General features: G+C 67.3%; 20 protein-coding genes and 1 tRNA gene. 17 read left to right on the top strand and 4 right to left on the bottom strand.

Features of this window, described 5'->3' with window-relative positions:
- Window positions 1-5 precede the first annotated feature (5 nt).
- From PGN27_RS07210 to PGN27_RS07200, 3 genes are all read right to left on the bottom strand, one after another.
- The gene (locus PGN27_RS07210) at window positions 6-917 is read right to left on the bottom strand and encodes an SDR family NAD(P)-dependent oxidoreductase (RefSeq protein ID WP_335325535.1); all 912 of its coding nucleotides are present in this window, start codon (window positions 915-917) and stop codon (window positions 6-8) included.
- Window positions 914-1,519: a TetR/AcrR family transcriptional regulator gene (locus tag PGN27_RS07205; RefSeq protein WP_335325534.1), complete on the bottom strand. Its 606-nt coding sequence runs from the start codon at window positions 1,517-1,519 to the stop codon at window positions 914-916. The genes PGN27_RS07210 and PGN27_RS07205 overlap by 4 nt, the downstream gene beginning before the upstream one ends.
- Before the next feature lie 205 nt (window positions 1,520-1,724).
- Window positions 1,725-1,800: transfer RNA gene (locus PGN27_RS07200), tRNA-Arg, on the bottom strand.
- Window positions 1,801-1,902: 102 nt separating this feature from the next.
- On the opposite strand from PGN27_RS07200, the gene argS reads away from it, so the two are divergent.
- The 6 genes from argS to rho all read left to right on the top strand — a co-directional run bounded on the left by argS (window position 1,903) and on the right by rho (window position 10,544).
- Window positions 1,903-3,555, top strand: a complete 1,653-nt coding sequence (gene argS, locus PGN27_RS07195; RefSeq protein ID WP_335325533.1) for an arginine--tRNA ligase — start codon at window positions 1,903-1,905, stop codon at window positions 3,553-3,555.
- A gap of 53 nt (window positions 3,556-3,608) precedes the next feature.
- On the top strand, window positions 3,609-4,943 hold the full coding sequence (gene lysA / locus PGN27_RS07190) for a diaminopimelate decarboxylase (RefSeq protein ID WP_335328653.1): 1,335 nt from the start codon (window positions 3,609-3,611) through the stop codon (window positions 4,941-4,943).
- Window positions 4,940-6,259: a homoserine dehydrogenase gene (locus PGN27_RS07185; RefSeq protein ID WP_335325532.1), complete on the top strand. Its 1,320-nt coding sequence runs from the start codon at window positions 4,940-4,942 to the stop codon at window positions 6,257-6,259. Before lysA ends, PGN27_RS07185 begins: the two co-directional genes overlap by 4 nt.
- Window positions 6,256-7,329, top strand: coding sequence for a threonine synthase (gene thrC / locus PGN27_RS07180; protein ID WP_019512459.1), 1,074 nt, complete (start codon window positions 6,256-6,258; stop codon window positions 7,327-7,329). Before PGN27_RS07185 ends, thrC begins: the two co-directional genes overlap by 4 nt.
- Before the next feature lie 16 nt (window positions 7,330-7,345).
- Complete coding sequence (thrB, locus tag PGN27_RS07175) at window positions 7,346-8,278, top strand: homoserine kinase (RefSeq protein WP_335325531.1); 933 nt, start codon at window positions 7,346-7,348, stop codon at window positions 8,276-8,278.
- A gap of 301 nt (window positions 8,279-8,579) precedes the next feature.
- Window positions 8,580-10,544, top strand: a complete 1,965-nt coding sequence (gene rho, locus PGN27_RS07170; RefSeq protein ID WP_335325530.1) for a transcription termination factor Rho — start codon at window positions 8,580-8,582, stop codon at window positions 10,542-10,544.
- A gap of 65 nt (window positions 10,545-10,609) precedes the next feature.
- Here rho and PGN27_RS07165 read toward each other — a convergent pair whose 3' ends face one another.
- Window positions 10,610-11,242 (bottom strand): TetR/AcrR family transcriptional regulator, encoded by a 633-nt coding sequence (locus PGN27_RS07165; RefSeq protein WP_418888562.1) that lies wholly within the window; start codon window positions 11,240-11,242, stop codon window positions 10,610-10,612.
- A gap of 100 nt (window positions 11,243-11,342) precedes the next feature.
- Here PGN27_RS07165 and fadD1 point away from each other — a divergent pair, with 100 nt between their 5' ends.
- The 11 genes from fadD1 (at window position 11,343) to PGN27_RS07110 (ending at window position 20,858) form a co-directional block, all read left to right on the top strand.
- On the top strand, window positions 11,343-12,920 hold the full coding sequence (gene fadD1 / locus PGN27_RS07160; RefSeq protein WP_335325528.1) for a fatty-acid--CoA ligase FadD1: 1,578 nt from the start codon (window positions 11,343-11,345) through the stop codon (window positions 12,918-12,920).
- 138 nt (window positions 12,921-13,058) lie between these two features.
- Window positions 13,059-13,289 (top strand): 50S ribosomal protein L31, encoded by a 231-nt coding sequence (gene rpmE, locus PGN27_RS07155; RefSeq protein ID WP_019512454.1) that lies wholly within the window; start codon window positions 13,059-13,061, stop codon window positions 13,287-13,289.
- Between the two features lie 73 nt (window positions 13,290-13,362).
- Complete coding sequence (prfA, locus tag PGN27_RS07150) at window positions 13,363-14,436, top strand: peptide chain release factor 1 (RefSeq protein ID WP_335325527.1); 1,074 nt, start codon at window positions 13,363-13,365, stop codon at window positions 14,434-14,436.
- 4 nt (window positions 14,437-14,440) lie between these two features.
- On the top strand, window positions 14,441-15,274 hold the full coding sequence (gene prmC / locus PGN27_RS07145; RefSeq protein ID WP_335325526.1) for a peptide chain release factor N(5)-glutamine methyltransferase: 834 nt from the start codon (window positions 14,441-14,443) through the stop codon (window positions 15,272-15,274).
- Between the two features lie 5 nt (window positions 15,275-15,279).
- Window positions 15,280-15,957, top strand: a complete 678-nt coding sequence (locus tag PGN27_RS07140; protein WP_335325525.1) for an L-threonylcarbamoyladenylate synthase — start codon at window positions 15,280-15,282, stop codon at window positions 15,955-15,957.
- On the top strand, window positions 15,941-17,134 hold the full coding sequence (locus PGN27_RS07135; protein ID WP_335325524.1) for a glycosyltransferase family 4 protein: 1,194 nt from the start codon (window positions 15,941-15,943) through the stop codon (window positions 17,132-17,134). The genes PGN27_RS07140 and PGN27_RS07135 overlap by 17 nt, the downstream gene beginning before the upstream one ends.
- A 291-nt stretch (window positions 17,135-17,425) precedes the next feature.
- Window positions 17,426-17,881, top strand: a complete 456-nt coding sequence (locus PGN27_RS07130; protein WP_335325523.1) for an ATP synthase subunit I — start codon at window positions 17,426-17,428, stop codon at window positions 17,879-17,881.
- 10 nt (window positions 17,882-17,891) lie between these two features.
- Window positions 17,892-18,680 carry a F0F1 ATP synthase subunit A gene (atpB, locus tag PGN27_RS07125; protein WP_036461945.1) on the top strand — a complete coding sequence of 263 codons (789 nt, stop codon included), beginning with the start codon at window positions 17,892-17,894 and terminating at the stop codon, window positions 18,678-18,680.
- A gap of 69 nt (window positions 18,681-18,749) precedes the next feature.
- The gene (locus PGN27_RS07120; RefSeq protein ID WP_019512447.1) at window positions 18,750-19,013 is read left to right on the top strand and encodes a F0F1 ATP synthase subunit C; all 264 of its coding nucleotides are present in this window, start codon (window positions 18,750-18,752) and stop codon (window positions 19,011-19,013) included.
- Window positions 19,014-19,024: 11 nt separating this feature from the next.
- Window positions 19,025-19,522: a F0F1 ATP synthase subunit B gene (locus PGN27_RS07115; protein WP_335325522.1), complete on the top strand. Its 498-nt coding sequence runs from the start codon at window positions 19,025-19,027 to the stop codon at window positions 19,520-19,522.
- Between the two features lie 4 nt (window positions 19,523-19,526).
- On the top strand, window positions 19,527-20,858 hold the full coding sequence (locus tag PGN27_RS07110) for a F0F1 ATP synthase subunit B/delta (RefSeq protein ID WP_335325521.1): 1,332 nt from the start codon (window positions 19,527-19,529) through the stop codon (window positions 20,856-20,858).
- Window positions 20,859-20,875: the final 17 nt, after the last annotated feature.

The following is a 20,875-nucleotide window of genomic DNA, read 5'->3' as shown; positions in this document are numbered from 1 at the left end:
GCGCGTCACGAGCGATCTGCGCTCGTCGCGACCAGGCGCGTGCTGGTCTCCCACAGGTCGTCGGCCTTGGCGGTGTCGTAGGACTCGGCCGAGGACCTGATCGCCTTATCGCCCTCGAAGTAGGTCCCGGTCACCCCGTCGTAGCGCGCATCGATGGCCAGCGCGGCCAGCCGTGTTCCAGATGTCGCCACCGAGTTCACGTTCGGCAAGATCCGCAGGAGCGGAGAGATGACGCGCCACACCATTTTCTGCCCTCTGGTGTAGTCGCGGGACAAGCCCGAGGACGGCATCAGGCCGGGGTCGAACGCGGTCACCGTGATGCCGTGTGCGCCGTGGTCGAGTCGGCGGTCGAGTTCATAGGCGTGCAGCACATTGCACAGTTTCGAGGTGGTGTAGCGGCGTCGCCCGTCGACGGGGGCGCCGGGCTGCGGGTGGGTCAACTCCTCGGCAGTGGTGTAGTTGGGGTGCGGCATTCCGGAGAATTTCTCGGGATCGTGGGTGCCACTGGCCACCAGGATGATTCGCCCCGGAGCGACAAGGTGCTCGCGGAGGCCTTCGATCAGGGCGAAGTGACCGAGATGGTTCACCCCGAAGGTGGCCTCCACTCCGTCCTCGGTGGTGTGTAGACCGGAAACCATCTGCAGACCGGCGTTCGCGACGATCGCGTGCAACGGCGGGAGACCGGCCGCCGCGAATGCCGCGGTGAACGCACGCACCGAGCGCAGTGACGCGAGATCGCAGGTCAGTACGGTGCAGCGGTCGGGTGCGCCGAGATCGGCGACGGCCGCCTCGCCGCGGCCGGTGTCGCGGACGGCCAGCACGATATGCCAGGAATCGTCGGTGGCGAGAATGGCGCGCGCGCATTCCAGCCCGAGGCCGGCGCTGGCGCCGGTGATGACGACGGATCGGGTGGTCATTGTTCCTCCAACAGGATCGGTATCAGGGCCCGGACGGCCTGGATCAGCCGTACGTACATGCGGTCGACGTCGGTGACATCGGGCTCGAGGTGGTCGGCGAAGAAGATCCCGTCGGACATCGCGGTGGCGATCGCGGCGAGTTCGGCGACCACCCGGTCGGCGCGCGCGGCGGGGACGTCGGCGGGCAGCATCGGCCGGATGACGGAGGCGAATCCGTCGATCGCGGTGTCGCGTACCCGCCGGATTGCGCCGGCCACCGCGGGATCGTCACTGCGTTCCAGCGACAGCATGTACATCAGCCGGAAGAAGTCGGTATTGGCCACCATGAGTTTGGCCACCGCCGCGCGTTGGGTCTCGACATCGGGGCTCTCGCTGGGGATCTGGGCGAAGTACCGCTGCGCGCCGCGTTCCATGACGGCCGCCAGCACACCCTCCTTCGAGCCGAAATGCCAGTAGATCGAGCTGGCAGGCAGGCCGGTCGCACGGCGGATGTGGGTGATCGAGGTGGCGGCGTAGCCCTGCGTGGACATCAACCGTTCGGTGGCGTCCAGGATCTGCTCGCGGGAGTTCTCGCCCTGGCGTTGCTTCTGACTCGGGGGCACCGGCCGCTCCTATGTCTGGAATGATCCTTACAGAAAAGGTAGCAGAGGTGGGCGCGGTGCGCCGAGTGTGAATTCGCTGCGGAAAATCGGCCGCTGGACCGCAGCGCAGTCACACTCGACGCAGCGCAGGGTGATCACCGAGTCCGCGGTTGCAAAAGACCGCGGTCCCGAAGTGGGATCGCGGTCTTGGGGTGTCGTGGAAGTGTGGTGCCCCCGGCAGGATTCGAACCTGCGGCCTTCTGCTCCGGAGGCAGACGCTCTATCCCCTGAGCTACGGGGGCGCGAGCAACTGGTGCTGCGCCGTTGGGCGTGCATAGCGTAACCCATCTCCAACCGGTAATGGATTCGGGACCTGAGGACCCCGCACCATAGGATGGTCCCTCGTGACACCTGCCGATCTGGCTGCCCTGCTCAAGGCCACCGCCGCCGCGGTCCTGGCCGAGCACAGCCTCGACACCAGCGCGCTGCCCGACACCATCACCGTCGAGCGCCCGCGCAACCCCGAACACGGCGATTACGCCACCAACATCGCACTCCAGCTGGGCAAGAAGGTCGGGGTCAACCCCCGCGAGCTCGCCGGCTGGCTGGCCGCCGCGCTGACCGACGTCGACGGTATCGCCGCCGCCGAGATCGCCGGACCGGGATTCGTCAACCTGCGCATCGAGGCGTCGGCCCAAGGTGTCGTCGTCACCAACGTCCTGGCGGCCGGCGCCGACTACGGCAACTCGACCGACCTGACCGACCAGGTGATCAACCTGGAGTTCGTCTCGGCCAACCCGACCGGGCCGATCCATATCGGCGGCACCCGCTGGGCCGCCGTCGGTGACGCGCTGGGCCGGCTGCTGAGCACGCAGGGCGCCGCGGTCACCCGGGAGTACTACTTCAACGATCACGGTGCACAGATCGACCGGTTCGCCCGCTCGCTGGTCGCCGCCGCGAAGGGCGAGCCCGCTCCCGAGGACGGGTACGCAGGCAGCTACATCAGCGATATCGCCGCCGCGATCGTGGCGCAGGCCCCCGATGTGCTGAGCCAGCCGACCGATACGCAGCAGGAGACCTTCCGCTCCATCGGTGTGGACCTGATGTTCGCCCACATCAAGAAATCCCTGCACGAATTCGGCACCGACTTCGACGTCTACACCCACGAAGACTCGATGCACACCTCCGGCCGCGTGGACCAGGCCATCCAGCGGCTGCGTGACAACGGCGCCATCTACGAGAAGGACGGCGCAACCTGGTTGCGCACCACCGAATTCGGTGACGACAAGGACCGGGTGGTCATCAAGAGCGACGGTAACCCGGCCTATGTCGCCGGTGATCTCGCCTACTACCTGGACAAGCGCGAGCGCGGTTTCACCCTGTGCATCTACATGCTCGGCGCCGATCACCACGGCTACATCGCACGGCTCAAGGCCGCTGCCGCCGCACTCGGTGACGACCCGGCCACCGTCGAGGTGCTCATCGGGCAGATGGTCAATCTGGTCCGCGACGGCCAGCCGGTGCGGATGAGCAAGCGGGCCGGCACCGTCATCACCCTCGACGACCTGGTCGACGCGATCGGTGTCGACGCCGCGCGCTACGTGCTGATCCGGTCCTCGGTCAACAGCCCGATCGATATCGACCTCGGCCTGTGGGCCAGCGCATCCAACGAGAACCCGGTCTACTACGTGCAATACGCGCATGCGCGGCTGTCGGCATTGGCCCGCAGCGCGGCCGAACTGGGCCTGTCCGCCGATACCTCGCATCTGGATCTGCTGACCCACGACCGCGAAGCCACCCTGATGCGCAATATCGGCGAGTTCGGCCGGATCCTGAAAACCGCTGCCACGCTGCGGGAACCGCACCGCGTGTGCCGCTACCTGGAGGACCTGGCCGGTGACTACCACCGGTTCTACGATTCCTGCCGGGTGCTGCCCCAGGGCGATGAGGATCCCAGCGATCTCAACGCTGCGCGGTTGGCGCTGTGCGAGGCCACCCGGCAGACGATCGCCAACGGCCTGGCCATTCTCGGAGTCAGCGCGCCGGAGCGGATGTGAGCGCCCACCCCGGCGCCGGTGCGCCACCCCGACCGCAGACCGCCGACGAGGTGATGCTGCTTGCCCCGAAGGTGTGGCCGAAGAACCTGGTTCGCGGTGACGACGGCGTCGTCTCCGTCGCCGGGGTCGGCGTCGCCGAGTTGGCCGCCGAGTTCGGCACACCGCTGTTCGTGATCGACGAGGACGACTTCCGGTCCCGCTGCCGCGAGATCGCATCGGCTTTCGGCGGCGGCGAGCATGTGCACTACGCATCCAAGGCGTTCCTGTGCGCCGAGATCGCGCGCTGGGTGCACCAGGAGGGCCTGTCGCTGGACGTGGCCACCGGCGGCGAACTCGCGGTGGCTCTGCACGCGAACTTCCCGGCCGAGCGGATCACCGTGCACGGCAACAACAAATCGGTCGACGAGCTGACCGCCGCGGTCGCCGCCGGTGTCGGACACATCGTGGTGGACTCCGAGATCGAGATCGAGCGCCTGGAGGCCGTCGCCGGTGCGGCCGCCGTTGTCCAGGATGTCCTGGTCCGTGTCACGCCCGGTGTCGAGGCCCACACCCACGAATTCATCTCCACCGCCCACGAGGACCAGAAGTTCGGGCTGTCACTGGCCAGTGGCGCCGCGCTGGAAGCGGTCCGGCGGGTGTTCGCCACCGAGAACCTGCGCCTGGTCGGGCTGCACTGCCACGTCGGATCGCAGATCTTCGATGTGTCGGGTTTCGAGATCGCCGCCCGCCGGTTGCTCGGGCTGCTGGCCGATATCGTCGCCGAGTTCGGCGTCGAGAAGACCGCGCAGATGGATATTCTGGATCTCGGTGGGGGACTGGGTATCTCGTATCTGCCGAGTGACAATCCACCGCCGATGCGCGAACTCGCCGATAAGCTCAAGGCCATCGTCGCCAACGAATCGGCCGCCGTCGGGCTGCCGACCCCGACGCTGGTGGTCGAACCGGGTCGCGCGATCGCCGGTCCGGGCACCATCACGCTCTACGAGGTGGGCACCGTCAAGAACGTCGCCGTCTCGGCCGACGAGCACCGCCGCTACGTCAGCGTCGACGGTGGGATGAGTGACAACATCCGGCCCGCCCTCTACGACGCCGAATACGACGCCCGGTTGGTGTCACGCAGCAGCGATGCGCCGGCGGTGCTGGCACGTATCGTCGGAAAGCATTGCGAGAGCGGCGATATCATCGTGCGCGATACCTGGGTTTCCGATGACCTGGTGCCCGGTGACCTGCTGGCGGTGGCCGCCACCGGCGCCTACTGCTACTCGATGTCGAGTCGCTACAACTTGCTGCGGCGCCCGGCCGTGGTCGCAGTCAAAGACGGAAGCGCGCGGCTGATCCTGCGCCGGGAAACCGTCGAGGATCTTCTGAGCCTGGAGGTGGGTCAATGAGTGAGAAGCCAATCGGAGTAGCCGTTCTCGGACTCGGCAATGTCGGCACCGAGGTGGTGCGCATCATCGAGGAGAGCGCGGCAGACCTGGAGGCGCGCATCGGCGCACCGCTGCAGCTGCGCGGCATCGGCGTCCGGCGGGTCGCCAAGGACCGCGGGGTGGCCGAGGAGCTGCTCACCGATGACATCGAAAAGCTGGTCTCCCGCGACGATGTCGACATCGTCGTCGAACTCATGGGACCTGTGGAGCCGGCCCGCAAGGCCATCATGGCCGCCCTGGAGCGTGGCAAGTCGGTGGTCACCGCCAACAAGGCGCTGATGGCGCAGTCCACCGGTGAATTGGCGCAGGCCGCCGAAAAGGCCCGCGTCGACCTCTATTTCGAGGCCGCCGTGGCCGGTGCCATCCCCGTCATCCGGCCGCTGACCCAATCCCTGGCCGGTGACTCGGTGGTGCGAGTGGCCGGAATCGTCAACGGCACCACCAACTACATCCTCTCGGCGATGAACGACACCGGCGCGTCGTATGAGAGTGCGCTCGCCGATGCCAGCGCTCTGGGCTACGCCGAAGCCGATCCCACCGCCGATGTGGAGGGTTACGACGCCGCGGCAAAGGCCGCGATCCTGGCATCGATCGCCTTCCACACCCGGGTGACCGCCGACGATGTCTACCGTGAGGGCATCACCAAGGTCAGCGCCGAGGATTTCGCCTCGGCCAAGGCGCTCGGCTGCAACATCAAGCTGTTGGCGATCTGCGAGCGGCTGGTCAGCGGTAAAGGCAAGCATCGCGTCTCGGCGCGGGTCTACCCGGCGCTCGTCCCGCTGGATCATCCGCTGGCATCGGTCAACGGTGCGTTCAACGCCGTGGTCGTCGAGGCAGAAGCCGCCGGCCGGCTGATGTTCTACGGTCAGGGTGCCGGCGGCGCCCCGACCGCGTCGGCGGTGATGGGCGATGTGGTGATGGCGGCGCGCAACCGTGTTCAGGGCGGCCGCGGACCGCGCGAGTCCAAGTACGCCAAGCTGCCGATCGCCTCCATCGGCGCCATTCCGACGCGCTACTACGTGAACATGAACGTCAAGGATCAGCCCGGTGTCCTGTCGGCGGTGGCGGCCGAGTTCAGCAGGCACGAGGTCAGCATCGCCGAGGTCCGCCAGGAAGGCATGACCGATCCCGGGGGTGAACCGTGCGGCGCGCGCATCGTCGTCGTCACCCACCGGGCCACCGACGCCGCCCTGTCGGACACCGTCAAGGCACTCACCGAGCTCGACGTGGTGCAGGACATCAACAGCGTGCTTCGCATGGAAGGTTCGGATTCGTGAGCAACCCCGTCCACCGCCCCTGGCCCGGCCTGATCGCCGCCTACCGCGATCGGCTGCCGATCGAGGACCACTGGACCCCGATCACCCTGCTGGAGGGTGGAACTCCGCTCATCCATGCCAAGCGGCTGTCCGAGCAGACCGGCTGCACCGTGCATCTGAAGGTCGAGGGGCTCAACCCCACCGGCTCGTTCAAGGATCGCGGTATGACGATGGCGGTCACCGATGCGCTGGCCCGCGGACAGCAGGCCGTGCTGTGCGCCTCGACCGGTAACACCTCGGCCTCGGCCGCGGCCTACGCGGCGGTCGCCGGGATGACCTGTGCCGTGCTCATTCCGCAGGGCAAGATCGCGATGGGCAAGCTGGCTCAGGCGGTCATGCACGGCGCCAAGATCATCCAGGTCGAGGGCAACTTCGACGACTGTCTGGAGCTGGCCCGCAAGCTGACCGCCGACTACCCGACGATCGGGCTGGTCAACTCGGTCAACCCGGTCCGCATCGAGGGGCAGAAGACGGCCGCCTTCGAGATCGTCGACGCGCTGGGGACCGCGCCCGATGTGCACTCGCTGCCGGTCGGCAACGCAGGCAACATCACCGCCTACTGGCGCGGCTACCGCGAATACCATCACGACGGAGTGTCCGATCGGTTGCCGCGCATGCTCGGAACGCAGGCCGCGGGTGCCGCGCCGCTGGTTTCCGGCGAGCCCGTCGCCAACCCCGAGACCATCGCGACCGCAATCCGTATCGGCTCGCCGGCGTCCTGGAACTCTGCGGTCGCCGCACAGCAGGAGTCCGACGGTCGCTTCCTGGCCGCCACCGACGAGGAGATCCTGGCCGCCTATCGCCTGGTGGCCGCCGCCGAGGGTGTGTTCGTCGAGCCGGCGTCGGCGGCCAGCATCGCCGGTCTGCTCAAGTCGATCGAGGACGGCTGGGTCAAGCCCGGCTCGACCGTGGTGTGCACGGTGACCGGCAACGGACTCAAGGATCCCGACACCGCGCTCAAGACCATGCCCGACGTCACCCCGATCCCCGTCGACCCGGCCGCCGTCGTCGCGGCGCTGGGCCTGGGCTGACGGGCGGCGATCCGACGTGTCCCACACCCTGCCCTCCGGACTGCGGGCCGGAGCCGTCGTAGCGGCATCCAGTGCCAATTTGGGACCTGGCTTCGACAGCCTGGGTCTTGCGCTGAGTCTGTATGACGAAATCGAGGTCGAGACAACCGATTTCGGGTTGATTGTCGACGTCGAAGGGGAGGGCGCCGGACTTGTCCCGCTGGATGCCGACCACTTGGTGGTGCGGGCGATCCGGCGTGGTCTCGACGCTGCGGGTTTGCATGCCGGCGGGCTCAAGGTGTTGTGCCGCAATGTCATTCCTCATTCGCGGGGACTCGGATCCTCCGCAGCCGCGGTGGTCGGCGGGCTGGCGATCGCCAACGGGTTTGCCGCGCAGGTTGATTCAGTCGAACTGACCCGTGACCAACTGGTGCAACTGTCTTCGGAATTCGAGGGCCACCCCGACAACGCCGCCGCCGCCGTTCTCGGCGGGGCAGTGGTGTCGTGGACCGTCGACGGGAGCGACCCGGCCCGTTACGACGCGGCGCAATTGCCGCTACACCCGGATATCCGGTTGTTTCCCGCGGTGCCGGAAACCCGATCGTCGACCGCGGCGACCCGCGGCCTGCTGCCCGATGTGGTGAGCCACACCGACGCCCGGTTCAATGTGGCGCGCGCGGCGATGTTGGTTGTGGCCCTGACCCAGCGACCGGACCTGCTCTTGGAGGCGACCGGTGACCGTCTGCACCAGACCCAGCGTGGTCCGGCCATGCCCTCCTCCGCGGAATACCTCGCCGTGCTTCGGCGTTTTGGAGTGGCAGCGGTGCTGTCCGGTGCCGGACCTGCGGTGATCGCCTTGACCGATGGTCGAGATTTGCCCGCGGAAGCACTGGACTACGGCGCCGCCAACGGGTTCACCGTGACCGAGATGTCCGCCGGCGACGGCGTACGGTGGAGTTCAGGGACGTAACGGTCGAGACAACACGCAAACTGTCGCGCTTCTTGCAACCGCGCCTGATGCGGGTTATTCTCGCTTTCGTCCAGCAATCGCAGCGTTTCTACCTGCGCCGACACTAGGACGACACCCAATCTTCTCGTGTTTCACTCGTGGACTCATGGTCTGCCGCACCGCGGCCGACCCTGACGATCGCCGTCGCGCACGTGGTGGTGACGTCGCGAGAAACCACGCGCCTGGCCGCATGGCCGAGCGCAGCTGACCTTCGGGGAACCCCTCGCGCAACACCAAATGCGGGGGATAAGAAAGGAAATCCGTGACTGATACGGACCTCATCACGGCAGCCGACAGCGGCAGTGCGCCCTCGGAAGCCGTGAACTCCTCCAGTGCCGCGCCGAGCGCAGGCGCCGGCCGTAGCCGTTCCGGCTCGCTGACGTCGATGCTGCTCCCTGACTTGCGGGCACTGGCCAGCGAAGTAGGTGTCAAGGGCACCTCGGGCATGCGCAAGAGCGATCTGATCGCCGCCATCAGGGAGCAGCGCGGCGATTCCGCCGGCGCGAAGGCTGCCCCCGCCGAGAAGGCGGAGAAGGCACCCAAGGCCGCTCCGGTGGAGCAGCCGACGCTCGATTCGGCCGCTGAGCAGCCTGCGCAGGCTGCCGCCGACCACAGCGGTGACGCGCCGCAGCAGAGCCCGCAGCGTCGTGAGCGCCGCAGTGCCGGCCGTCAGTCCGGTGCGCCGGACAACCGGCAGGACGGTGACGCCGGCGAGAACAAGGACGCCAAGGGCAACGCAGACAGGGGCGGCGAGGCCGACAGCGCCAAGTCCGGCGGTGCCCAGCAGGGCAACCGTAACGAGAACGCGAACCGCGACAACTCGAACCGGAACGAGAACGCCGACCAGCAGGACGGCAACCAGAGCCGCAACGCCAACAACAGCGGCGGCAACAACCAGAACGCCAACAGTCAGAACTCCAACAATCAGAACAATGCCGACGATGACGAGGGCCGCGGCGGCCGTCGCGGTCGACGGTTCCGGGACCGCAGGCGGCGCGGGGAGCGCTCGGGTGGCGGCGAGGGCGGCGGCCAGGGTGGCGGCGACCGCGATACCGAACTGCGCGAGGACGATGTCGTGCAGCCCGTGGCCGGCATTCTCGATGTGCTCGACAACTACGCGTTCGTCCGGACCTCGGGATATCTGGCCGGACCCAACGACGTCTACGTCTCCATGAACATGGTCCGCAAGAACGGCCTGCGCCGCGGTGATGCCGTCACCGGTGCGGTGCGCGTGGCCCGCGAGGGTGAGAACAGCGGTGGCAACAACCCGCGGCAGAAGTTCAACCCGCTGGTCCGGCTGGACACCGTCAACGGCGGACCGGTCGAGAACGCCAAGAACCGGCCCGATTTCACCAAGTTGACGCCGCTCTATCCCAATCAGCGGCTGCGCCTGGAGACCACTCCAGAGCGGCTGACCACCCGCGTGATCGACCTGATCATGCCGATCGGCAAAGGCCAGCGCGCCCTGATCGTGTCCCCGCCGAAGGCCGGTAAGACCACGATCATGCAGGACATCGCCAATGCGATCACCCAGAACAATCCCGAATGTCACCTGATGGTCGTGCTCGTCGACGAGCGCCCCGAAGAGGTCACCGACATGCAGCGCTCGGTGAAGGGTGAGGTCATCGCCTCCACCTTCGACCGCCCGCCATCAGATCACACCCAGGCCGCCGAGCTGGCCATCGAGCGGGCCAAGCGTCTGGTCGAGCAGGGCAAGGACGTCGTCGTCCTGCTCGACTCGATCACCCGTCTGGGACGTGCGTACAACAACGCCTCGCCGGCCTCGGGACGCATCCTCTCCGGTGGTGTCGATTCGACCGCGCTCTACCCGCCCAAGCGGTTCCTGGGTGCGGCCCGCAACATCGAGCACGGCGGTTCGCTGACGATCATCGCCACCGCGATGGTCGAGACCGGCTCCACCGGTGACACCGTGATCTTCGAAGAGTTCAAGGGCACCGGCAACGCCGAACTCAAGCTGGACCGCAAGATCGCCGAGCGCCGGGTGTTCCCGGCTGTCGACGTCAACCCCTCGGGTACCCGCAAGGATGAGCTGCTGCTCGGCGCCGACGAGTTCGCGATCGTGCACAAGCTGCGCCGCGTCCTGTCCGGTCTGGACAGCCACCAGGCCATCGACCTGCTGATGAGCCAGCTGCGCAAGACCAAGACCAACTACGAGTTCCTGGTCCAGGTGTCCAAGACCACTCCGGGTGGCATGGACAACGACTGATCGACCCCGACGATTTCGGCGCGGAAACGCTCGCTCAGCGAGCGCGACCGCGCCGAAATCGTTTCTCAGACGTTCGGGTCGGCCTTCAGCGCCGGGATCACGTACCGGCGGACGTGCACGAGCAGCTGGGCCGGATCTTTCGGATCCAGGGTGTCCCCGGGCACGGTTGCCATCGAAATGACCACGCGCGCAACCCATTCCGACGCTTCCTCGATGACGACGTCCGGATGGATCTCACCGGCATCGCGGGCGGCGACCAGGTAGCGCGACCAGAACCCGGCCAGGTCCGGCACCAGTCCCTGCACGCCGGCACCCGCGCATGCGGCGAATTCCTCGGGCTCGTCGAGACGCAACTTCATCAGCAACGCGCCCGGGTCGTCGTAGGCGGTCCGTCCGTGCCGGATGCCCGCCACAATCTGCTGATCGAGGCCGTCCACCTGTTCGAGCACGGCGTGCGCCTGCGACCAGTACACCTCGTTGAGTCGCACGATGGCCGCGCCCAGCAGGGTCACCTTGTCGGGGAAATGCCGATACAACCAGCCGCGGGAGACCCCGGCGGTCTCGGCGACCTCGGACACCGTGGTGGCCCGGATGCCCTTGGCGCGCAGACAGACCTCCGCCGCATCGATCAAGCGGTCGCGAACGGTGGCCGTGGCGGTCGGCAAGGGTGGTCTCCTCGGGTTCGGTCCTTCGAGCATGTGTTGTGCTGCATTCTGCCAACAAGCAAGCCGATGTCGCGGGGCAGTCGGCGATGGTAGACAGTTGTCAAAATCTGTTCACTAGGGGAGGTGCCAGCGCATGGCGGAGACACTGCAGCAATTGCTGCGCAGCCGGGCCGACGACGATGGCATCGCCGTCAAGCACGCCGAGACCACCACCAGCTGGCGCTCCCATATCGAGGATGCCGCCCGGCACGCCGCGGCCGTCATCGGCGTCGCCGATCCGAGGCGCCCGCTGCACGTCGCCGTGCTGCTTGGCAACACCCCGCCCATGCTCACCGCGCTGACAGCCGCCGGCCTGGGTGGGTACGTGCTGTGCGGTCTCAACACGACCCGCCGCGGTGCGGCGTTGGCTCGTGATATCGCCAAGGTCGACACCCAGATCCTGTTGACCGACGCCGACCACCGCGGCCTGCTCGACGGTGTCGACCTGCCCGGGGTCACCGTCTACGACGTCACCGACGAACAGTGGGCGAAACGATTGGCCGCCGCCCCTGCGCTGCGCCCGCATCGCGAGGTCGCCCCCGATGACACCTTCATGATGATTTTCACCTCGGGCACCAGCGGTGAGCCCAAGGCCGTCGAGGTGCCGCACTCGACCGTGCTGTTCGCCGGCGGTGCGCTGGTACAGCGGTACGGACTGGGCCCGGAGGACACCTGCTATCTGGCGATGCCGCTGTTCCACTCCAATGCCGTCTACGCGGGTTGGAGCGTGGCCGTCGGCGCCGCGGCCGCGATGGCACCCGCGACGTTCTCGGCCTCGGCATTCCTGCCCGATATCCGTCACTACGGTGCCACCTACATGAACTACGTCGGCAAGCCGCTGGCCTACATCCTGGCGACCGCCGAGCAGCCCGACGACGCCGACAATCCACTGCGCATCGCCTTCGGCAACGAGGCCGCCGACCGCGATATCGAGTCCTTCGGTCGACGTTTCGGCTGCACAGTGTGGGACGGTTTCGGGTCGACCGAGACGGCGATCATCATCACCCGCCCCGAGGAGACCCCGCCGGGTTCGATCGGGCAGGGCTTTCCCGGCGTGGCCATCTACGACCCGGAGACCGCGCAGGAATGCGCGGTCGCGCAGTTCGACGCCAACGGCAAACTCACCAACGCCGATGCCGCCACCGGCGAGCTGGTCAACACGACCGGCAGCGGCCTGTTCCGCGGCTACTACAACGACCGCGCCGCGACCGACGAGCGCCTGCGGGGCGGCATCTACTGGTCGGGGGATCTGGCTTACCGCGACGCCGAGGGCTGGATCTACCTGGCCGGGCGGACCGCCGACTGGATGCGGGTGGACGGGGAGAACCTGACCACCGCACCGATCGAGCGGATCCTGCTGCGGCTTCCGCAGGCCAACCGCGTCGCGGTATACCCGGTGCCCGACGAGTATGTCGGCGATCAGGTGATGGCGGCGGTGGTCCTGCAGGATGGCGCCGAGCTCACCCCGGACGACTTCGCAGCGTTCCTCGCCGCGCAGTCCGACCTGTCCACCAAGGCCCGCCCGCGCTGTGTCTGGATCGCCGAGGACCTGCCGAGCACCGCGACCAACAAGATCCTCAAACGCGAGCTGGTGGCCCTCGGCGCCGAGCCGGCGGGCCGGTTGATCTGGCGTCGGGAGGGCTCTACGTACGTACCCATGGGCCGGGAATAGTCGCCGCTGGTCACGCGTTTTCGCAACTGGCGGTTGACCTGGCATAATGGACCGTCGACCCTCGGTTCCGGTTCACGCTCGAAGACTCCCAGGTCTGGGCTCGGGCGACCCGGCGGCCAACGATTGAAGAGGAAAACCATGAAATCGGGTATCCATCCCAACTATGCCGAGACCACCGTGGTCTGCGGTTGCGGTAACAGCTTCACCACCCGCAGCACCAAGGACAGCGGCCACATCGTGGTCGAGGTCTGCTCGCAGTGCCACCCGTTCTATACCGGCAAGCAGAAGATCCTCGACAGCGGCGGCCGCGTCGCTCGCTTCGAGAAGCGCTACGGCAAGCGCAACACGAAGGCCGCAGCCGAGAACTAGTTGTCCGATCGGCGCCCGTTCCTGTCCACGTGTCAGGCCGGGCGCCGATCTGCGTTTGCAGGGAGGTTTGCCGGTGACTGATACCGCGCCCATGATCGAGGCGTTGCTCGCCGAGCACGCCGACCTCGAGCGCCAACTCGCCGACCCGGCGCTGCACGCTGACGCCGGTGCCGCCCGCAAGGTCGGGCGCCGTTTCGCCCAGGTCTCGCCGATCGTGTCGACCTATCGCAAGCTGGAGGCCGCCCGCGGCGACCTGGAGGCCGCCCGTGAGCTCGCCGGCGAGGACGAGGCGTTCGCCGCCGAGGTGCCCGAGCTGGAGAAGACCGTCGCCGACCTGGATGCCAAGCTGACCGATCTGCTGGCGCCGCGCGATCCGCACGATGCCGACGACGTCGTGCTCGAGGTGAAATCCGGTGAGGGTGGCGAGGAATCGGCGCTGTTCGCCGCCGACCTGGCCCGGATGTACATCCGCTACGCCGAACGCCACGGCTGGACGGTCAGCGTGCTCGACGAGACCTGGTCGGATCTCGGTGGCTACAAGGACGCCACCATCACGATCGCCAGCAAGGGCGACTCCGCCGACGGCGTCTGGTCGCGGATGAAGTTCGAGGGCGGCGTGCACCGCGTCCAGCGGGTGCCCGTCACCGAATCGCAGGGACGGGTGCATACCTCGGCCGCGGGCGTGCTCGTCTACCCCGAGCCCGAGGACGTCGAGGAAGTCCAGATCGACGAATCCGATCTGCGCATCGACGTCTACCGCAGCTCCGGTAAGGGCGGCCAGGGCGTCAACACCACCGACTCGGCCGTGCGCATCACCCACCTGCCGACCGGCATCGTGGTCACCTGCCAGAACGAGCGCAGCCAGTTGCAGAACAAGGCCCGCGCCATGGTGGTGCTCGCCGCGCGACTACAGGCGCTGGCCGAAGAGCAGGCCTCGGCCGACGCGTCGGCGGACCGGGCCAGCCAGATCCGCACCGTCGACCGCAGCGAGCGCATCCGCACCTACAACTTCCCCGAGAACCGCATCGCCGATCACCGCATCAACTTCAAGTCGCACAACCTCGACCAGGTGCTCGACGGGGACATGGATGCGCTGCTCGACGCCCTGGCTGCCGCCGACAAGCAGGCCCGGCTCCAACAGGCGTGACCCGATGAGCGGACTGCGGCGGCAGATCACCGACGCTGCTGCCATCCTGGCGGCCGCCGGAATCGACTCGGCGCGCGCCGATGCCGAACAGCTGGCCGCCCATATCGCCGGGGTGGACCGCGGCCTGCTCTCGTTCGTCGAGCCCGAACCCGATTTCGCAGCCCGGTACCGGGACCTCGTCGACCGGCGGGCGCAGCGTGTCCCGCTGCAACACCTGATCGGCACCGCGGCGTTCGGTCCGGTGACGCTGACGGTGGGCCCCGGGGTGTTCATCCCGCGGCCCGAGACCGAGGCCCTGCTGGAGTGGGCGCACACCGTGCCGGTGCCGACCGGCGGCGTGATCGTCGATCTCTGTACCGGTTCGGCGGCGTTGGCGTTGGCGTTGGCCGTCCACCGCCCCGACGCCCGGGTGATCGCCGTGGAGCGATCACCGGAGGCTCTGCGCTATGCGCGGACGAACACCGCAAGGTCCGGGGTCGAGCTGGTGCACGCCGACGTCACCGAGCCCGGTCTGCTCGCCGAACTCGACGGAGCCGTCGAACTGATCGTCGCCAACCCGCCCTACATCCCCGACGGTGCCGCACTGGAACCCGAAGTGGCCGAACACGATCCGCACCAGGCCCTGTTCGGTGGACCCGACGGGATGGCCGTCATCGGGCCGATCGTCGAGCTGGCGGCGCGGCTGCTGCGTCCCGGCGGGCAGATCGGCGTCGAGCACGACGACACGACATCGGCGGCCACCGCCGACGTTTTCGCCGGACACGGCGCGTTCGACGGCATCACGGCGCGCCGCGACCTGACCGGCCGTCCGCGTTTCGTGACCGCGGTGAGAAGCTGAACGTCATGAGCGCAACCTTCGACTGCTCCGATCCCGATCAGCGTGCCAGCGGTCTGGCCTCGGCGATCAGCGCGGCCAAGGGCGGGCGGCTGGTCGTGATGCCCACCGACACGGTCTACGGGATCGGCGCGGATGCCTTCGACAACGCTGCGGTGGGCGCGCTACTGGCGGCCAAGAACCGCGGCCGCGATATGCCGGTCGGGGTGCTGGTCGGGTCCTGGCACACCATCGACGGGCTGGTCTACGCCGTGCCGCCCGCCGCGCGCGAGCTCATCCAGGCCTTCTGGCCCGGCGCGTTGAGCCTCGTCGTCCGCCACGCGCCGTCGTTGCAGTGGGACCTCGGCGACGCCAACGGCACGGTGATGCTGCGCATGCCGCTGCATCCGGTCGCCATCGACCTGCTGCGCGAGGTCGGACCGATGGCGGTGTCGAGCGCCAACGTCTCGGGTTTCCCGGCCGCGCTCACCGCCGCCGATGCCCACGCACAGCTGGGGGAGCGGGTCGAGGTCTACCTGGATGCCGGGCCGTCGCCGCAGGGCGCCGCGTCGACCATCGTCGACGTGTCCGGGCCGGAGCCCCGGGTGCTGCGCGAGGGCCCGGTCCCGGTCGCCGACATCGCCCGCGTGCTCGGTATCGACGCGGCCGCCCTCGCGCCCGAGGACGCCGATGGTTCTGCTGGCTGACCGACCGCTGGCCGACGGACTGCTCGCGCTGTCGGACCGGGGTGCCGGCGTACCCCTTCGTGAGCTCGCGCTGGTGGGCCTGACCGCGGCGATCATCACCTACTTCGCGACCGGGTGGGCACGGGTGCTGGCGATCAGGACCGGTGCGGTCGCCTATCCGCGCACGCGCGATGTGCACGTTCAGCCGACCCCGCGCATGGGCGGGCTCGCCATGTACATCGGGGTGGTGGCTGCGGTGTTGCTGGCCTCGCAACTGCCGGCGTTGAACCGGGGTTTCGTCTATTCCACCGGCATGCCGGCCGTCGTCGTCGCCGGTGGGCTCATCATGGTCGTCGGTCTGATCGACGACCGGTGGGGCCTCGATGCGCTGACCAAGTTCGCCGGCCAGATCACCGCGGCCAGTGTGCTGGTCACGATGGGCGTGGCCTGGAGCGTGCTCTACATACCGTTCGGCGGCGTCGGCACGATCGTGCTCGACCAGGTCACCTCGATCCTGCTGACGTTGGCGCTGACGGTCTCGATCGTCAACGCGATGAACTTCGTCGACGGCCTGGACGGGTTGGCGGCCGGACTCGGGCTGATCACCGCGCTGGCGATCTGCATCTTCTCGGTGGGGCTGCTGCGCGACCACGGCGGTGACGTGTTGTTCTACCCGCCGGCGATGATCTCGGTGGTGCTCGCCGGTGCCTGTCTGGGCTTCCTGCCGCACAACTTCCATCGCGCGAAGATCTTCATGGGCGACTCGGGCTCGATGCTCATCGGTCTGATGCTGGCCGCTGCGTCGACGACGGCGGCAGGCCCGATATCGCAGAACGCCTACGGCGCCCGGGACGTCTTCGCGCTGCTGTCGCCGTTCCTGCTGGTGGTCGCGGTGATGTTCGTTCCCGCGCTGGACATGTTGCTGGCCATCGTGCGCCGCACCCGGGCGGGTAAGAGCCCGTTCAGCCCCGACAAGATGCATCTGCACCATCGGCTACTGCAGATCGGCCACTCGCATCGCCGCGTGGTGTTGCTGATCTACATGTGGGTCGGCATCGTCGCCCTCGGCGCCGCAAGCACGATCTTCTTCGACCCGCGCTACACCGGCGCGGTGATGCTCGCCGCGATCATCGTCGCCGGCGTCGTCACCGTGATTCCGTTGCTGCGGGGCCGAAACAGTCCGATTGATGAGCCGTGAACGCCGGTGTACGACGAAAAGTAGTAGGCCTGTTTTTGTGCCTCCTACCTTGTGGTACCGTTCGCCTCATAACCCGAAAAACCTCGCGGGTTGCCGGCCCGGCCCATCGGTTGAGCAGACCGATCGGTGCCGATACACGACCGACAAAGGGAGCTTCCCCTTGGGTGAGTTCAGCGAGCCTGCTGCCCTCCGATATTCTCGGCGGGCACGCACAGGGATTTTGCAGTTTTCAGTGTTATTGACAGACCAGACGACCACGCCCCTCGACGCCGCGGGATTGAGGTGAACCAGGTGACGACACCAGCGCATGATGCGCCCTTGGTGTTCCCCTCAGTCGCTTTCCGTCCGGTGCGTCTGCTGGTGGTGTGCGTTGCCCTCACCGCTTTGGCCGTCGGCGCGGCCGGTTTCGTAGGTCACATCTTCTTCGGCGTCTTCTTCGGCATCGGACTCGGACTCGGTTTGCTCAACGCGCTCTTGGTGCGCCGGGCCGTCGAGTCGATCACGATGGAAGACCATCCGCTGAAGAAGAAGATGGCCGTAAACTCCGCCACGCGTCTGTTGGTCATCACGGCGGTCGGGCTGGCAATCGCAATCTTTTTCAAGGGTCACGGCGGTATCGCCGTGCTGTTCGGGCTGGCGATCTTCCAGGCGTTGTTGGTGATGAGCACCAGCATCCCGGTACTGCGGAAGATCCGCGCCAACGGTTTGGACGTCGAAGACGTCCCTGCATCGGATTCGAAGGGCTGAGCGCACGGGCATGACTGAAACCATTCTCGCCGCCGAAGAGGGTGGCGCCGCCATCCACGTCGGGCACCACGTCATGGTGTTCGAACTCTTCGGCATGACCTTCAACGGCGACACGATCATGGCGACCGCCATCACGGCGCTGATCATCATCGGGTTGGCGTTCTATCTGCGCTCCAAGGTCACCTCGACCGGTGTTCCCGGAGGCGTGCAGTTGTTCTGGGAGGCCCTGACCATCCAGATGCGCCAGCAGATCGAGAGTTCGATCGGCATGAAGATCGCGCCGTTCGTCCTACCGCTGGCCGTGACGCTGTTCGCGTTCATCCTGATCTCGAACTGGCTGGCCGTCTTCCCGTGGCAGTACGGCGGATCCGACGGTGCCGCGGGCGAGATCTACAAGCCCCCGGCCTCGGATATCAACTTCGTGCTGGCGCTGGCCCTGTTCGTGTTCATCTGCTACCACGCGGCAGGCGTGTGGCGCCGGGGCATCGTCGGTCACCCGGTGGCCGTCGTGAAGGGCCACGTGGCCTTCCTGGCGCCGATCAACATCGTCGAAGAGATCGCCAAGCCGATCTCGCTGGCCCTCCGTCTTTTCGGCAACATCTTCGCCGGCGGCATCCTGGTGGGCCTGATCGCGATGTTCCCCTGGTACATCCAGTGGGCGCCCAATGCCATCTGGAAGACCTTCGACCTGTTCGTCGGCCTCATCCAGGCCTTCATCTTCAGCCTGCTGACCATTCTGTACTTCAGCCAGGCGATGGAAGTTCACGACGATCACGACTCCAAAGAGCACGCGCACTAACGAGACCCGCACGACCCGAATGAAGCAGTCCTGGTGGCACCGCCGCCAGTTACAAGGAGGAAGAAAGTAATGGAACTCGATCCCAACGCCATCATCACTGCTGGCGCTCTGATCGGTGGCGGTCTGATCATGGGTGGCGGTGCCATCGGCGCCGGTATCGGTGACGGTATCGCCGGTAACGCGCTGATCTCGGGCATCGCCCGGCAGCCCGAGGCGCAGGGCCGGCTGTTCACGCCGTTCTTCATCACCGTCGGTCTGGTCGAGGCCGCCTACTTCATCAACCTGGCCTTCATGGCGCTGTTCGTCTTCGCCACGCCCGGCCTCCAGGGTTAAGAACCTGCCACATGGGTGAAGTCACCACGACCATTCTCGCGGCCGAAGAGGGCGGGGGGACCAGTAACTTCCTGATCCCCAACGGCACCTTCTTCGCAGTGCTGCTCATCTTCCTGATCACGCTGGGCGTGATCTGGAAGTGGGTGGTGCCGCCGATCAGCAAGGTGTTGGCCGAGCGCGAGGCCATGCTGGCCAAGACCGCGGCCGACAGCCGCAAATCCGCCGAACAGGTGGCTGCTGCGCAGGCCGACTACGACGAGGCGATGGCCGGCGCACGCGCCGAGGCATCGGCTCTTCGGGACGAGGCACGCAATGAGGGCCGCCAGGTCGTCGACGCCAAGCGCGCCGAGGCCAGCGGAGAGGTCGCCGAGACGGTACGCCAGGCCAATGAGCAGCTGTCCCAACAGGGCACCGCTGCTCAAGCCGAGTTGTCCTCGTCAGTGGATGGCCTCTCGGCCGCCCTGGCCAGCCGCATCCTCGGCGTCGACGTGAATTCGGGACGGAAATAGGTAGATGTCGATATTCATCGGACAGCTGATCGGCTTTGCCGTCATCGTGTTCATCCTCAGCAAATGGGTGGTTCCCCTGATCAAGGGGCTGATGGTCAAGCAGCAGGAGGCCATCCGCGTCGCCCTTGCCGAAAGTGCCGAGGCGGCAAAGAAGCTCGCTGATGCCGATGCGATGCACGCCAAGGCGCTCGCCGACGCCGCCGCGGAGTCCAGCCACGTCACCGACGAGGCACGCCATGACTCCGAGCGGATCAAAGCGCAGCTGGCCGAGCAGGCCGGCCAGGATGCCGAGCGCATCAAGGCCCAGGGCGGCCAGCAGGTGCAGCTCCTGCGCCAGCAGGTCGTTCGCCAGTTGCGGATGGGCCTCGGTGAGGAAGCCGTGACCAAGGCCGCCGAACTGGTGCGCGCCCATGTCGCCGACCCGGCCGCGCAGGCAGCCACGGTCGACCGCTTCCTCGACGATCTCGACCAGATGGCTCCTTCGGAAGTCACTATCGAGACCGGCGCGACAGTGGGCCTGCGGGCCGCCAGCCGTGAGGCCCTGGCCAACCTGGTGTCCGAATTCGATTCGGTGGCAGGCGGTCTGGATGCCGACGGCCTGACGGCGCTGGCCGATGATCTGACCGCCGTTGCCAAGCTGCTGCTCAGCGAGTCGACGTTGAACAAGCATCTGGCCGAGCCGACGGACAATCCGACGGCCAAGGTCGTGCTCGCCGACAAGCTGCTGGGCGGCAAGATCGGCGACCCCGCCCTCACGCTCGTCCGCACCGCCGTTTCACAGCGCTGGTCCACGGAGGCCAACCTGATCGACGGTATCGAGCACACCGCGCGGCTGGCCCTGCTGCAGCGCGCCGGCGTCGCCGGTGAGGTGGACGAGGTCGAGGATCACCTGTTCCGCTTCGGCCGCGTCCTGGATGCCGAGCCGCGGCTGAGCGCACTGCTCAGCGATTACACGACTCCCGCCGAAGGCCGAGTCGCGCTGCTGGACAAGGTCGTCGGTGACGCGAGCAACTCCACTGCGGCTGCACTGCTGGCCCAGACGGTGACGCTGCTGCGTGGCGAGCGTGCCGACGAGGCCGTCATCGATCTCGCCGAGCTGGCGGTCGCCCGCCGCGGTGAGATCGTCGCGCATGTCAGTGCCGCCGCGGACCTGACCGATGCCCAGCAAGAGCGGCTCACCGCCGTGCTGACCCGCATCTACGGGCACCCGGTGTCCGTGCAACTGCATGTCGATCCGGAACTGCTCGGTGGTCTGTCGATCACCGTCGGTGACGAGGTGATCGACGGTTCCATCGCGTCCCGCTTGGCTGCAGCGCAGACCCAGCTGCCGGACTGATCCAGAAGACTTATCAC

Origin of the sequence: Mycolicibacterium neoaurum, from assembly GCF_036946495.1 — a bacterium.
Lineage (GTDB): Bacteria > Actinomycetota > Actinomycetes > Mycobacteriales > Mycobacteriaceae > Mycobacterium > Mycobacterium neoaurum_B.
The sequence above is the reverse complement of the archived record's forward strand: the minus strand, read 5'-3'. Positions and strand labels throughout refer to the sequence as shown.

What these genes read in the sequence shown, in the direction of transcription:
- PGN27_RS07210 (WP_335325535.1), bottom strand. Translation starts at nt 917, where the DNA reads ATGACCACCCGATCCGTCGTCATCACCGGCGCCAGCGCCGGCCTCGGG.
- lysA (WP_335328653.1), top strand. Translation starts at nt 3,609, where the DNA reads ATGCTGCTTGCCCCGAAGGTGTGGCCGAAGAACCTGGTTCGCGGTGAC.
- PGN27_RS07185 (WP_335325532.1), top strand. Translation starts at nt 4,940, where the DNA reads ATGAGTGAGAAGCCAATCGGAGTAGCCGTTCTCGGACTCGGCAATGTC.
- PGN27_RS07165 (WP_418888562.1), bottom strand. Translation starts at nt 11,242, where the DNA reads ATGCTCGAAGGACCGAACCCGAGGAGACCACCCTTGCCGACCGCCACG.
- fadD1 (WP_335325528.1), top strand. Translation starts at nt 11,343, where the DNA reads ATGGCGGAGACACTGCAGCAATTGCTGCGCAGCCGGGCCGACGACGAT.
- rpmE (WP_019512454.1), top strand. Translation starts at nt 13,059, where the DNA reads ATGAAATCGGGTATCCATCCCAACTATGCCGAGACCACCGTGGTCTGC.
- prmC (WP_335325526.1), top strand. Translation starts at nt 14,441, where the DNA reads ATGAGCGGACTGCGGCGGCAGATCACCGACGCTGCTGCCATCCTGGCG.
- PGN27_RS07140 (WP_335325525.1), top strand. Translation starts at nt 15,280, where the DNA reads ATGAGCGCAACCTTCGACTGCTCCGATCCCGATCAGCGTGCCAGCGGT.
- PGN27_RS07135 (WP_335325524.1), top strand. Translation starts at nt 15,941, where the DNA reads ATGGTTCTGCTGGCTGACCGACCGCTGGCCGACGGACTGCTCGCGCTG.
- atpB (WP_036461945.1), top strand. Translation starts at nt 17,892, where the DNA reads ATGACTGAAACCATTCTCGCCGCCGAAGAGGGTGGCGCCGCCATCCAC.
- PGN27_RS07120 (WP_019512447.1), top strand. Translation starts at nt 18,750, where the DNA reads ATGGAACTCGATCCCAACGCCATCATCACTGCTGGCGCTCTGATCGGT.
- PGN27_RS07115 (WP_335325522.1), top strand. Translation starts at nt 19,025, where the DNA reads ATGGGTGAAGTCACCACGACCATTCTCGCGGCCGAAGAGGGCGGGGGG.
- PGN27_RS07110 (WP_335325521.1), top strand. Translation starts at nt 19,527, where the DNA reads ATGTCGATATTCATCGGACAGCTGATCGGCTTTGCCGTCATCGTGTTC.